12 protein-coding genes are annotated in these 12,983 nt (G+C 57.3%); 9 read left to right on the forward strand and 3 right to left on the reverse strand.

The window, feature by feature from the left end:
• Nucleotides 1–53: 53 nt before the first annotated feature.
• The 3 genes from KEM63_RS14820 to KEM63_RS14830 form a co-directional block, all read right to left on the reverse strand.
• Nucleotides 54–1,025, reverse strand: coding sequence for a YagK/YfjJ domain-containing protein (locus KEM63_RS14820; RefSeq protein WP_123891033.1), 972 nt, complete (start codon nucleotides 1,023–1,025; stop codon nucleotides 54–56).
• Between the two features lie 332 nt (nucleotides 1,026–1,357).
• Nucleotides 1,358–1,585, reverse strand: a complete 228-nt coding sequence (locus KEM63_RS14825; protein ID WP_022964269.1) for a helix-turn-helix transcriptional regulator — start codon at nucleotides 1,583–1,585, stop codon at nucleotides 1,358–1,360.
• A 61-nt stretch (nucleotides 1,586–1,646) separates the two neighbouring features.
• Nucleotides 1,647–2,978 carry a hypothetical protein gene (locus KEM63_RS14830; RefSeq protein ID WP_123891034.1) on the reverse strand — a complete coding sequence of 444 codons (1,332 nt, stop codon included), beginning with the start codon at nucleotides 2,976–2,978 and terminating at the stop codon, nucleotides 1,647–1,649.
• 162 nt (nucleotides 2,979–3,140) lie between these two features.
• Between KEM63_RS14830 and KEM63_RS14835 the strand changes: the two genes are divergently transcribed.
• From KEM63_RS14835 to KEM63_RS14875, 9 genes are all read left to right on the forward strand, one after another.
• Nucleotides 3,141–3,806, forward strand: a complete 666-nt coding sequence (locus KEM63_RS14835) for a hypothetical protein (protein WP_123891035.1) — start codon at nucleotides 3,141–3,143, stop codon at nucleotides 3,804–3,806.
• Between the two features lie 712 nt (nucleotides 3,807–4,518).
• Complete coding sequence (rfaH, locus tag KEM63_RS14840; protein ID WP_223652946.1) at nucleotides 4,519–5,022, forward strand: transcription/translation regulatory transformer protein RfaH; 504 nt, start codon at nucleotides 4,519–4,521, stop codon at nucleotides 5,020–5,022.
• 282 nt (nucleotides 5,023–5,304) lie between these two features.
• A complete protein-coding gene (locus KEM63_RS14845) occupies nucleotides 5,305–5,778 on the forward strand; it encodes a hypothetical protein (RefSeq protein WP_223652948.1) in 474 nt (157 codons plus the stop codon).
• Between the two features lie 57 nt (nucleotides 5,779–5,835).
• A complete protein-coding gene (locus tag KEM63_RS14850) occupies nucleotides 5,836–7,026 on the forward strand; it encodes an outer membrane beta-barrel protein (protein ID WP_223652950.1) in 1,191 nt (396 codons plus the stop codon).
• Between the two features lie 120 nt (nucleotides 7,027–7,146).
• Nucleotides 7,147–7,719: a polysaccharide biosynthesis/export family protein gene (locus KEM63_RS14855; RefSeq protein WP_223652952.1), complete on the forward strand. Its 573-nt coding sequence runs from the start codon at nucleotides 7,147–7,149 to the stop codon at nucleotides 7,717–7,719.
• A 2-nt stretch (nucleotides 7,720–7,721) separates the two neighbouring features.
• A complete protein-coding gene (locus KEM63_RS14860) occupies nucleotides 7,722–9,947 on the forward strand; it encodes a GumC family protein (RefSeq protein WP_223652954.1) in 2,226 nt (741 codons plus the stop codon).
• A gap of 35 nt (nucleotides 9,948–9,982) precedes the next feature.
• Nucleotides 9,983–10,711: a tyrosine-protein phosphatase gene (locus KEM63_RS14865; protein ID WP_223652955.1), complete on the forward strand. Its 729-nt coding sequence runs from the start codon at nucleotides 9,983–9,985 to the stop codon at nucleotides 10,709–10,711.
• A 75-nt stretch (nucleotides 10,712–10,786) separates the two neighbouring features.
• Nucleotides 10,787–11,536: a hypothetical protein gene (locus KEM63_RS14870; protein ID WP_223652965.1), complete on the forward strand. Its 750-nt coding sequence runs from the start codon at nucleotides 10,787–10,789 to the stop codon at nucleotides 11,534–11,536.
• Nucleotides 11,537–11,538: 2 nt separating this feature from the next.
• Entirely contained in the window at nucleotides 11,539–12,930 is a 1,392-nt protein-coding gene (locus tag KEM63_RS14875) for an undecaprenyl-phosphate glucose phosphotransferase (protein WP_223652967.1), read from the forward strand.
• Nucleotides 12,931–12,983: the final 53 nt, after the last annotated feature.

The raw sequence follows: 12,983 nt of genomic DNA on the forward strand, positions 1-12,983 counted from the left end.
ATAAGCTTAGCAACCTACCCTGTTGTGTGAACTGCTCAGCATCTGAGGCTCCATTACCCCCGACGAAAACGCCCCAGCGCGCCCTTACGCAGGCAACGTGCTCCCACAGGCCTCAAGCGCAGGTGCTGGCCGTCCTTTACCAGGTACTTCATCGCTTCGTGGACATTAGGCCTTACCGACTGATTGTCCCTCTGGAACCGGCCAATACCGCACTTGTTGCCATACCCCTCCTTGTTATGGTTACAGCTGTGAGCATAACCTTGACCACGCGTGATCGCCTCCCACAACTCGCTAATCTCAATCGCCTTCAAGACATCCCGGCCCACGTGATTGCCATTGAAGAAGTAGGCCGCATGGATGTGGTAACCCCTCCCGTCATTGCGGTCTCCCTGCTCCACTGCATAAATGTATCCGACAAGGCGCTCAAAGATCGGATGGCGGCTGTGCTTGGAGATCAAGACATCTAGATGGTTAAAGACGTGCTCGACTCGCTGCCTGACCTGAGCTTCAGGGCGGTAGTAGAGGTTCAGTCTGATGACCATAGTGCGGGAATAAATACTCATCACAGCATCCGTGTAAGCGGTGATTTCCCTCTCCTGCTTGCGTGCCTCATAGGCTCGATCCCCGGCCCTGCGCTTATACCAACGCTGACGAGTCAACTCACGGATCCGCTCAGTGAGGACGTTCATGCTTTCTGGATGACTGAGCCAGTATGAACCCCTGTCATTCAGGCAGATAGGACCAGCAGGTGATGGTTCAAGACCGATTTCTTCCCAGGCAACCCGGAACGCTTGTAACTGCTCGCTGTAGTCATAGGGCACACGATCATCGAACAGGTTGTACATCTGCTGCACGTGAGTGCAGTAGCGGGAGATTCTGGTGTTATCGAGACGCTCATAGCCAGATCGGTTATGCCTGATCCTGAATGCAGGTGTATCGCTGCGTTCTATAGCCTTGACGAGTGATTCGATCTTCAGGGCTATCTCAGATTGGGAGGGATGAATGTTTAGCTTGCGGTTGTTCATGGTTCAGTACCTGGTAGGTTGTCGGTGCATATCAGGTACGTGATGTATTTTTTTTTACTTGTCTTCTTTCCCTCTGGTGGTAGTTAGTAGTAATGGATAGTGACTGTGACTATTGGATAGCTAGAGTAGATAGTTAATTGCTATATCAATAGATGCAGCCCTACCTGCCTCAGGACCTCCCGATCAGGCCGGGCAATGGGGAGCAACATTGCCAAGCCTGTCGAGTGATTTTCCGCACCGAGCACTGGGAGAGTTAGCTGAGATCAGAGCCGCCCTCCTGAGCAGCATCATAAGCTGCCATGACCAGCCCTAGCAGGTCATGGCGGTAAAGTTTATTTGGCGACGCTGAAATGGTTGCTTGGCCGTGTAGCTGCCATAGCTAGATCACGTTCCTCGATCCTGGCCAGGATCCAATCGTGGACCTCACTATCGACCCAGCCAACGCAGCGATCCCCTAGGGATACAGGCTTGGGAAAGGTCTCTTCCGAGATATATTTGTAGATGGTCGACCGTGCCAGGCCGGTCGAATCGATTACTTCTTTCAAACGGATTATTCTCATGAGCGGGCTCCTCTGTAAGGCTCAGAGGATCTCTGGCGGTAGTAAAAAAAAACGAGGAAGACTATACCTTGGCCGCAAGCCCTGCCTTCTCAAGAGCAGTTAGTGAAATCTTTTGCTCATTCAGAACAACCCCTTCCCAAGCTCCATAGCCTTCAACCGCGAAACCTCGAGGCTCTAAAGCTGGAAATACGAGAACTCCAATATACTCATAACCTTGGGTCATATTGCCCGGTAGCATTAGGACCTTATCTCGCGCCCCTAGCTCAGCAAGCAGAGGCCTTATCCGACCATCCAGCTCCTGTACCAGCAGGTAAACCAGAAAAGCCAGACCCTCTATCAACTCCGAGACTAGGTCAGAACGTAGTGATCCATCGTCATAACTCCGCATAACGCGCGCGATATCCGCTTTCGCATCAACCTCGAGTGAAGCACGATCAATCTTCCCCTCGGCTAACGCACACTCGAACCCTTTGCTCGCAAGCTCGAGCAACATGAATTCCAACTGCTCGAATGCATGAAAAGGAAGGGTTCGCAATAGCATCACCTCCCGACCGTAATAGAGGGGATTATTACTTCTAGAATCTGTCAAAAGGCTAGCCACAAAACCCCATTCGGCCTCACTGCCGATAAGGCGGTTGATGACCGCTGATACCCTACGTCCAGTGGATGAGAATAACGGGTGATTCGTATTGAGCAGAATGACGCTCTCAAGTTTACGTTGAAAAATTGGGGCTGCCACACCGGGAATCACACGACGAAGAACCCGATGTCTCACCAGCTTTTTCAGCCGGCCCTTGACTGCTAGCTGCGTCACCCCAATGGCAGCAGCGATCTGCCTAAAGCTCCATCCCTTTACCACTCCCATCTGGTCAGACACAGCGAGCAGCAACGCGAGCAGCAATACATCAGAAGCATCTAAATATCCTTTCCGACCCTCAATCATTCGCCGAACCTTAGGTGAAATCGAGGACCCGGCTTCACCGCTTTCAGATGAGTACTCATCAGCATCTAACGATTGCAGCTGATGGGACCAATTCAATCTTGAAGCCTTGATCGTGGGGGACTGAAGGAATAAACCGGAAGAAATAATGCTTTCCCGACGAAGCTTTCTGGCTTCGGGTAACGCACGAAGCTTTACTTCGTTGACAGCGAATTCACGCAACGGCCTACCAAATGACCCATAACACGTTCTCGCTTTTATGAACCCTGCGTCCAGTAGCAAAGGCATCGCTGAAGCCACTAACCTCGCCCTCAGACCCAATTGCTCGGCGAGGGAAGCAAGCGTCATTGCACCGGTCCAGCGCTTCTCAAAATTTGCAAAAAAAACAAGTAATACGAGCTTTTCGTTTGCGCTTAAAATTTCAGCATTAATTCCTATCAATTTTTCAAGCATGGATAGATCGCCACTTATCTCCTTTCCAGATAGGGTATTTTATAAAAACAGTTATGTATAGCATTATGGATAACGTTATGTATAACGCTATACTGGAAAAGCAACCAATGGAAACTAAATCCCTAGAAAAGCAGTGGTATCCGGCATGTCGAGGAGCAGTAAGTGACTGAGCAGATTGAGTGGCTTAGGGATGAGAATGAGTGCTATTACGCTACAGAATACCTGAAAAGGCGAGCGAACGATCTGGAGCGGAGCTGCATCAAAAATACAGGCATCCAGTTGACCGAAAAAGCTAATGTACGCAGAACCGTAGAGGCGTGGGTTAACGCCCTACAAAAAAATAAATGCAGCAAAATAATTACACGTCTACAGAATAATTTAAGGCAACGCCGCTCACAGAAAAAAAACAAAGAGAAGAGATTCAACCTCTCCCTAGAAGCCTGTAGGGCCCTGGATGAGCTCACAAGAAAAATTGGAAAAAGCCCATCCGAGACCGTCTCAATATTGCTGATCAATACCCCTGAAGCCCTGGCAGAAGCTCGAGAAAAATGGATGTTCGAGCACAAAAAACAAATAGAACAGTGGACCTACGAGCACCTGGGCTTGCAGCACCAGCTCAAAATAAAGAACCTAGAGGTAGACGAACTGCATAAGCAGCTACGCTCACACATTCTCGCGCTAGAGATGTGGAAGACATCAATGGATAGTGACGCACCGCCATTCGACGGCGAAATCGAGGAGCTTGATGAACAGGTCAATGAGAAACTTCGTATCATTCAACGAGATGTGAAGAAGCAAACGAAGGTTCTCAGTTCAATTCCCGGTTAGAATTGCTGCATCACAAGGCACCACCCCCTTGCCAATCACAGATTCAGATTCCAAAAGGTATTCCAAGCGAAAACTGAACCCGCCAAATTCTATTAAAATCAGTACATTAATGACCCTGTTCAGATTACCCCGGCCCACCAACACCCAAAAAGACGCCCAAGGGCGTCTTTTTTTTGCCCTGTTTCTCGCACCAGCTCCCCTGCCCCGTCGGCGCATTTATCGCGCACGGCTTCCGTTTGAAGGCATCGCGTTATTTCCCTCGGATGGCGATTCGATTTTCCTGCGGTACACCGGCTTTCCGGAGAAGGGACGGGTAAGCGGAACCATCCTGACCGGTAACCACAGGACGCGAACTGGCTTCGTATAACCTCCGCGAGCTTCCCCAGCAGCGAGGGCATCTCGCCTGGGGTCAGGTGCAACGATCGGAAGGCAGCCTGGTCAAGGTCATGAGATTGCTGGCCTTTAGCCACCCCGTGGCGTCACCGGACCGTCGTTCATGCCCCGCTGCGGTACAAGTCCATAATGAGCAATTGGTCAAATAATTCCTTCCGATCATCTTCTGTCCACAGCGATTCACGGAACTCTATCCATGGCCACAGGTCTAGGATTCGTAGCAGTCTCGAGTTGATAGCATTCTAATATTTCAGCTCGGACCTTCAGACAATCACGCGAAACCTGTTCGGCGGTATGTACCTCATGGCTAGGAGGGCTTATGAACAATCAGATGGAGTTGATCGATGCCGCCTGGTATTTGCTGCAATGCAAACCTCGCCAGGATGCGCGTGCCAACGAGCATCTATGCCGTCAGGGATTCGAATGCTTCCATCCGACCGTGCAGGTCGAATCTGCCCGGCGCGGAAAATTGACCGCCCACTCGCAACCACTGTTCCCGGGTTACCTGTTCATCCGCGTGCCTTCCACTGCCAGCTGGACCAGCCTGCACTCCACGCGCGGCGTGACGCGCGTGGTCGGCTTCGCCGGGCACCCCTGCAGAGTCGAAGACGATCTGGTCGAGCATCTGCAACGCCGATGCGAGCAGCTGGATCAGCGCAAGGCTTTCAACCCGGGCGATACCGTGCATGTCCAGATCGGTCCGTATGCCGAGCTGGAAGCCGTATTCGTTTCGATGGATGGCGACGAGCGAGTAATGCTGTTGTTGAACGTACTGAACCGGCAGCAACCGGTGCGGGTGCCTCTCATTCACTGCAGGGCTTAGGCATGCATGTTGCAAACAGTCATACCAGTTTCATCAAAGCCTTTCAGTGTGCGAATGAGCGCCTTGTTCGAGAACCGTGCAGTAGGGGAATACAGCGTCACAACCTGTTCACGTCGACTCGGGAGATGCACACCCGGGGCGGTAGCGTGGCTCGGCAGCTGGGTTTCCCATTGCACCAATATAATGCTAAACCTAGGTTGACGTGCCGGATGGGGGCAATTGCCCTTCCAGATCAACTGACTGCTTCGGCAGGTTCCGGCTTCAACAAGGAGATAGTTGAACATGCGTAAATCACTGATAGCGTCTTCCCTCAGCCTTGCCCTTGCGGCATTTTCCGTCACTACGGTTCAGGCCGCGTCCAGCGACGCGAGCCACTGCCAGACGTCTCTCGAACAGCAGATCAAGAACGCCGCGGATGATTCCGCGCTCACCCTCACCATCCAGCACCAGATCATCGACTGCGAACAGTCGGCGCCTGACGTGGTTGGCCGATCCATTCAGACCCGGCCCGACCAGGCCGTCTTGATTGTCCGGGCGGCGGTACAAGCGGCCCCCGACCAGGTCGACGCGATCGTCGAAGCGGCGATTGCTGCAGCACCGGACCAGGCCGAGCTCATCGTCAGTGCAGTGACCGATTCACTGCCGACCGCGGCTGGTTCCTCCAGCGACACACCCACACCCAGAAGTCCCGGCAGCCTGCCTTCCGGCGGCTCCGGCGGTGGCACAGGTGGCGGCACCACCGCCAGTTCCAGCTGATACCCACGTAGTCAGCATTACAACAACCTAATCGACGCGATAAGGAATTCTGCAACTATGAAGTATTCCAAATTACTGGCGGCATCACTTGTCAGCTCCGTATCCGCCTACGCTGTGGCCGATGAGCCACGCAGCATCAACCTGCGCGGATTCGAACTGACGCCCACCCTGCTTGTGGGCGAAAGCTATGACGACAACTACCGTGGGCTGGATCGGGACGAGCGCGCCTCCTGGATCACCAGCATAGAACCGAGCCTGTTGCTCTCTGCCGAAACGCGCAACGCCGGGTACCAACTGCGCTATACGGTGAGCTCCGACATCTACCATGACGATTCGGATGCAACCAACACCGACCATATCCTCGGTCTGAAGAGCATCATGGAGCTGACCTCGCGCCACCGCGTGAGCTGGAACCTGGGCTACAGCCGTATCGAAAACACCATCAACGATGACCGCACCATTCCGGACGATGGCGGGGTCGAGGAATTGCTTGAGCGCCGCTTCGAAAACGAGCGTTTCGACCGTGCAGTTGCAGGGGCCGGATATACCTTCGGCGCCCGCACCGCTCCGAACCAGCTCGAGTTCGGCGCCGAGTACCAGCGTCTGCGCTATCGTGACGATTTCAACGAAGATCAGGATCGCGACACCCTGGCGCTCGGAACCACCTGGTTCCACCGTCTCGGCGCCCGTACGCGCACGCTGGTCGAGCTTCGCCATGCCGACCACAGCTACGAGCAGAGCACGTCAGATCGCGACAGCACCAACCTGGCAGCGCTGCTCGGTGCGACCTGGGAAGCAACCGCCAAAACGACCGGTACGGTCAAGGCCGGTGCCGAGCGCAAGGACTTCGACAGTGACAACCGCAACGACTACACCAGCCCGATGTGGGAAGTGGGCGTGGTCTGGGCTCCGCGTACCTATTCCAAGTTCGATCTGACGTCCCGTCGTGCTTTTGACGAAGGGGATGATGGTGCGAGTACCGTTCAGGACGTAAGCACGGTGCTGAACTGGACTCACGAATGGAACCCCTGGATCAGTTCCGAACTCGAATACCGCATGGCCGACCGTGAATACAAGGCCACCGAGCGCGAGGACGACATCCGTGCATACGGCGTTGGCCTGACCTATTCGCCGGACCGGTGGATCGATTTCACGCTCGGCTATCGCTTCGTCGAGAACGACTCCAACGTCGCCATCGCGAGCTACGACCGGAATGTCTACATGCTGACCGTGGACATGAGCCTGTAACGCGCGAGCGAAGCAGGACACTACACCCAGACCACCCGCGGGCTGAAGGCCGACAGGCCGGAAGCCCCCGGGAAGCGCGAATGCTTCCCGGGATTGCATCTTCAATGGAGAGAAAAAGGTATGTCGATTCAACCTATTCTCAAGACACTCTCGCTGGTTCTGATGCTGGGCCTCGCCCTGCAGGTCAGCGCTCAGCAGGTTGCGCAGCCGCAGGTTGGCGCCGTGTCAAAGGGATCCTACGAGCTGAGCTCGGGCGACGTGCTGCGCATCAGCGTATACGGAGAGCCGGACTTGAGCTTCGAGGAAATTCGTCTGAACGATGCGGGGACCTTTTCGTACCCCTTCCTCGGTGAAGTAAACGCCGCAGGCAAGACACCCCGCCAGGTCGAGCAGGAAATTACCGAAGAGCTGAAAAACGGCTACCTGCGCGACCCGCGCGTGTCGATCAGCGTGATCAATTACCGGGAGTTCTACATCAGCGGCGAAGTCAAACAGCCCGGCGGCTACCCCTATCAGCCCGGCCTGACCCTCGACCGCGCCATCGCGCTGGCCGGCGGTTTGACCGAGCGAGCGTCCACGCGTCGCATTACGATCGTCCGCGGTTCGGACGAAGCCCGCGAGTCTGAACGCGCGAGCCTCAGCACCCTGGTCAAGCCAGGCGATACCATCACCATTGACCAAGGATTCTTCTGAGCATGAACAGCTCCATACGACCTGACCGCACCTGGCCGCCCATGCCATCCAACGACGATGACCCGGATTACGTCGATCTCAAGCGGATCTGGAACGCACTCTGGTCGCGCAAATGGAGCATCATTGCCCTGGTCGCGGTCGTTACGATGCTGGCGACCCTGGCCGTCATGCAGATGACCCCGATCTTCACCGCGAAGACCACCATGATGATCGAAACCAAAAGCGATCAGCTGGTTGCCTTCCAGAGGGTCGATGACAACACCCGTACGGTGAATGAATACATGCAGACGCAGCTCGGCCTGATGACCAGCCGGGGCGTCGCCGAGCGGGTTGTGCGCGAGCTCAACCTGACCGAACACCCCGAGTTCGACCCGCGCCAGCAGGATGAGCCGCTGATCGATATTCGCGGCATGATCAACCGCGCCAAGGCAACGTTCCTCGGTGATGATTTGTCCGAGGCGTCCGGCGCGCTGACCGAAGCCCAGATCATGGACAGCGTCACCCGCCAGTTCATGTCGCGCGTCAGCGTGGGTGTGGAAGGGAAAAGCCAACTGGTCGGAATCACCGTCTCCATGGCGGACAGGCTGACTGCGGCACAGGCGGCCAATGAGCTGGCTGACAGCTTCATCGAAAGCCAGCTCGAGGCGCAGATGGAAATGTCGATGTCTGCCACCACCTGGATGAACGAGCGTCTGACCGAATTGCGCGCGTCATTGCAGGAGGCCGAAGACCGCCTGCAAGCCTACCGCGAGCAGGAAGGACTGGTCGACGTGAACGGTGTTCAGACCGTGAGTGCCAATGAGCTGTCCCTGACCGGTGACCGCATGATCGATGCCCGGCGCGAGCGTGCCGAGGCAGAAAGCCAGTGGCGCCAGGTTCAGGCCTCCAAGGCCCAGGGCTGGGAACGCCTCGCAAGTATCCCCGCCGTGCTGGGCCACCCGCTGATTCAACAGTTCAAGGCCGACCAGGCACGCGCTCGCTCCAAGGTTGAAGAGCTGTCTCGCCGCTACGGTAGCCGTCACCCTGCCATGGAAGCTGCGCGCTCTGATCTGGCTGCTGCCACGGCAAGCCTCAAGGGTCAGGTAGAGCAGGTCATCGCCGGTATCGAACGCAACTATCAGCTTGCCGTAGCCAACGAGAATTCGCTGCGCAACTCCTTCGAGGCGAACAAGGAGCAGATTCAGGATATCTCGCGCAAGGAATTCCGCGTTCGTGAACTGCAGCGCGACGTGGACAGCAACCGTCAGCTCTACGAGACGTTCATGACACGTCTGCGTGAGACGACCGCGACCCAGGACCTGAATAGCGCCAATGCCCGCGTGGTGGATACTGCCCTGCCCCCGGCTCGACCATCCGCTCCGAATGCCAAGCTGCTGATTCTCATCGCCGCGTTCGTATCGCTGATCGCCGGCGTCGCCTTCGCGCTCATCTCGGACATTCTCAACAACACGTTCAAGAGCACAGAAGACGTCGAGGGCAATCTCAACCTGCCTGTGCTCGGCATCGTCCCGCTGGTCGCGCGCAAGCAGGAGAAGCTGGTCCCGCACCTTTTCGAAAGAGGCGACGACCTGCGCTTCTGCGAAGCGATCCGGACCATCCGCACCAGCGTCATGTTGTCCGACATGAGTCGCCCGCAGAAAGTGATCGTAGTCACCTCGTCGGTGCCTGGCGAAGGCAAGAGCTCCGTGGCAGCGAACATGGCCTTCGCCCTGTCGCAACTGCAGCGGGTATTGCTGATCGATGCCGACCTGCGTCGCCCGACGCTGGCCCGCAATTTCGACTTCCCGGTTGGAACGCCCGGCCTGGCCAACCTCATTTCAGGGACGGCCAAGGTCGAAGACTGCATCCAGACCGTCGACAGCCAGCTCGACATGCTGACTGCCGGCGCGGTACCGCCGAACCCGTTGGAACTGCTTGCCTCGCCGCGTTTTGCCAAGTTCCTCGAGCGGGTCAAGGACCGTTATGACCACATCCTCATCGATTCACCACCGACCCAGGCAGTGAGCGACGCAGTACTCATGGCCACCTACTCCGATTCGGTGATCTACGTGATCAAGTCCGAGTCCACTTCGATCTCGATGGCGAAGAAGGGTGTCGGCCAGTTGCTGCAGGGCGGTGCCTCGATCGTCGGTGTGGTGCTTAACCAGGTTGACGTCAAGAAGGCCGCAAAGAAAGGCGAGTACAGCGGTTACTACGACCATTACGGCTACAGCGAAGCCAAGGCCTGATCGCACTTTAAACTTCGCTGGCACAGGTGACGCGCATGATGATCGATTTGCACAGTCACCTGTTGCCGGGCGTCGATGACGGCCCGGCAGACCTGGAGACAGCGCTGGACATGGCACGGATCGCTGTCGCCAGCGGCACCACCCATCTCATCTGTACACCCCATATTCATCCAGGACGCTACACCAACGACGCCGCCAGCATCAAAACGGCCTGGGAGGCGTTCGCCCGTGCGTTGCGGGCAGCCAGGATACCCCTGCGTACCGGTTATGCAGCCGAGGTTCGCTTCGGCGGGGAGATCATGACAGCGGTGGGCGACGGTACACTGCCTTTTCTCGGCGACTGGGAGGGACGCAAGGCGCTGCTACTGGAGTTCTCCCACGCAGAGGTGCCCTTCGGCGCCGAGCGCATGACGCAGTGGCTGCTCGACCAGGGAATCATCCCCGTCCTTGCTCACCCCGAGCGTAACAAGGGCCTGATGCGCCAGCCAGGCAAGCTCAAGCCGTTTCTGCAACAGGGTTGCCTGCTGCAGGTGACGGCCGGATCGATCGCAGGGGCGTTCGGCGAGCGCGTGAAACAGCTCGCACATGCTCTGCTGCAGGAAGGCGTGGTCAATGTCATCGCCAGCGATGCGCACAACGTCAACCGCCGCCCACCGGACATGCGCCACGGTTTGCGTATCGCCAGTGAGATTGTCGGGGAACGCCGCGCAAAACATCTTGTCCTAGATACGCCATGGAAAATAGTCCATGGCCAACTTGTCTGACTCTACCCGACCGCGGACGGCCGGGCATGTCACGCCAAACCTGATGTATTGGTGGCGCCATCAAGGACGGAGACCATGACTGCTTCTGTAGTACCCAATTCTGAAGCTCATCACAGGCTGACTCGATCGCGTCGGAGAGCGGGGCTATCGCGCCTGCAGCACGTTGCGTGCGCGCTCGGCCTGGTGCTGGGTGTTTCCAGTGCATCGGTCGCCGTCCCACTGATTCAGTCCGGCCTGGCCGGCTTCCAGACCGAACGCGTGCTGAATGCCTGGAGCGAGAAGGCCGACCTGCCCCCTGCTCATCTCTGGGATCAGTTGCTGCAACGCGCCGAGGGGTCGGTTTCTACCTTTCCTGCGCTCAGCGGCGAGTATCTCGATCGGCTCGGCCGCGTCCAGGCATGGGGCGCGTTGATCGAACCCGAAAACGCCGAGCACTGGCAACGGGCCGCCGCATCCTTTCGTGCGTCCACCCAAGTGCGTCCCGCCTGGCCCTGGTCCTGGTTGCGCCTGGCGCACGCCAAGCTGCAGGCCGGAGAGCGTGATGCCGAATTCGATCACGCCTGGCAGGAAGCCGCCCGGCTGGGACACGGGCGTCTGGAGCTCAATCGCGACCTGGCCCGTATCGGCTTCGACAGCTGGCGGCTCCTGACCATTGAGCAACGGGCCCTGGCGCTCCAGGCAGCCGAACGTGTCGTGGCCCGCAATGAACAGCACGCCAAAGACATGCAACGGGTGGCGCAGGCCGCCGGTGTCGGCCCAGCACTGTGCTGGTCAGTTGACGCCTCGATCCAGACGCGACACCACATTTGCAAGGAGGAAGGTTAATCATGATCGCCAAGCGAACCAATCCAGCCGTAAACCGCCGCGGCCTTACCTTCTGGGGCCAATGGCTTTGCGCAGTCACGCTGGTCAGCGGGCTGCTGTGCTACCTGGTGTTCGAACAGTTCGGGATGGTCTCCACGCAGTACCGCTTCCTGATCGTCATCACGGTATTCGGCTCGGTGCCGGCGTACATGTTGCTGCACGTCTATCACAAGCGACACTCCTATCTCACCGGCCTGGGCCATCTGCTGGCAGGCTGGGCCACCTTGCTGATCGGCCTGTCGGCGATAGCCTATCTGAGCGACAGCATGCATCTGTTTTCGTACGAGGTGCTATTTCAGTGGGCGCTGTTCGGGTTTCTGGTGCAGGGCCTGGCGTATATCCCGCTTCGCTATTTCGCCGCCAGGCATTCCAGCCGGCTACGGGTAGAGCGCACGTCCGTGATCATCGGTTCCGGACCCGCTGCCTATGAACTGGCGTCGCGCCTGTCAGGTTCCAACCGCGTTCCATTGATGGGGCTTATCACCTCCCGGCCGGACGTACCAACCCGCGACGGCCGCTTTCCGGTACTCGGCGACCTCTCCACGGTACGCGAAATCATCGACCAGTACGGAATCCGCCGCGTATACATCGCGCTGAGCCTGGATGAAGTCTCGGTGATCGAAGAGCTCTACATCACCCTGCTCGACATGAGCGTCGATGTCGTCTGGATCCCGGACTTCGGTCGCATGCCCCTGCTCAACCAGTCGATTTCACAGATCGAACAGATGCCGGCGATCTACCTGAACGAGACGCCAGTCAGCTCGCACCCTGCCTCGGTCTTCAGCAAGGAACTGATGGATCGCGGCATCGCGTTGCTGGCGATCATTGCGCTCAGTCCGATCCTGATCGCAGCGGCGATTGGCGTGAAGCTGTCTTCGCCGGGTCCGATTCTGTTCCGTCAGCCCCGTCATGGCTGGAACGGCGAGATCATCAAGGTCATGAAGTTTCGTTCGATGCGCATGCATGACGACCAGCAGGTGAAGCAGGCTACACGGGATGATCCGCGGGTGACCCCTTTCGGACGCTTCCTGCGCAGCACCTCGATCGACGAGCTGCCCCAGCTGTTCAATGTGCTCAAGGGTGAAATGTCGCTGGTGGGTCCGCGCCCGCATGCGGTCACGCACAACGACTACTACAGCGACAAGATTCTCGCGTACATGGCCCGCCACCGCATCAAGCCCGGCATCACCGGACTGGCGCAGGTCACCGGCCACCGCGGCGAAACCGAGACCCTGGAGAAAATGCAACAGCGTGTCGAGAAGGACCTTGCCTACATCAACAACTGGTCGCTGTGGCTGGACATCAAGATTCTGATAAAGACGCCCTTCACGCTGTTCTCGAAGGACGTCTACTAGGACGGGCCGGGCAGCGCCCGGCTCAGGCGAATTACGCTCGCAGCGGCTAAACG

The organism is Halopseudomonas nanhaiensis (assembly GCF_020025155.1).
In the GTDB taxonomy this organism is placed as follows: Bacteria; Pseudomonadota; Gammaproteobacteria; order Pseudomonadales; family Pseudomonadaceae; genus Halopseudomonas; species Halopseudomonas nanhaiensis.

Bases quoted from the DNA above. Each gene is read 5' to 3' on its own strand.
- KEM63_RS14825 (WP_022964269.1), bottom strand. From the start codon at position 1,585: ATGAGAATAATCCGTTTGAAAGAAGTAATCGATTCGACCGGCCTGGCA.
- KEM63_RS14875 (WP_223652967.1), top strand. From the start codon at position 11,539: ATGATCGCCAAGCGAACCAATCCAGCCGTAAACCGCCGCGGCCTTACC.
- KEM63_RS14850 (WP_223652950.1), top strand. From the start codon at position 5,836: ATGAAGTATTCCAAATTACTGGCGGCATCACTTGTCAGCTCCGTATCC.
- KEM63_RS14845 (WP_223652948.1), top strand. From the start codon at position 5,305: ATGCGTAAATCACTGATAGCGTCTTCCCTCAGCCTTGCCCTTGCGGCA.
- KEM63_RS14830 (WP_123891034.1), bottom strand. From the start codon at position 2,978: ATGCTTGAAAAATTGATAGGAATTAATGCTGAAATTTTAAGCGCAAAC.
- KEM63_RS14820 (WP_123891033.1), bottom strand. From the start codon at position 1,025: ATGAACAACCGCAAGCTAAACATTCATCCCTCCCAATCTGAGATAGCC.
- rfaH (WP_223652946.1), top strand. From the start codon at position 4,519: ATGAACAATCAGATGGAGTTGATCGATGCCGCCTGGTATTTGCTGCAA.
- KEM63_RS14865 (WP_223652955.1), top strand. From the start codon at position 9,983: ATGATGATCGATTTGCACAGTCACCTGTTGCCGGGCGTCGATGACGGC.
- KEM63_RS14870 (WP_223652965.1), top strand. From the start codon at position 10,787: ATGACTGCTTCTGTAGTACCCAATTCTGAAGCTCATCACAGGCTGACT.
- KEM63_RS14855 (WP_223652952.1), top strand. From the start codon at position 7,147: ATGTCGATTCAACCTATTCTCAAGACACTCTCGCTGGTTCTGATGCTG.
- KEM63_RS14860 (WP_223652954.1), top strand. From the start codon at position 7,722: ATGAACAGCTCCATACGACCTGACCGCACCTGGCCGCCCATGCCATCC.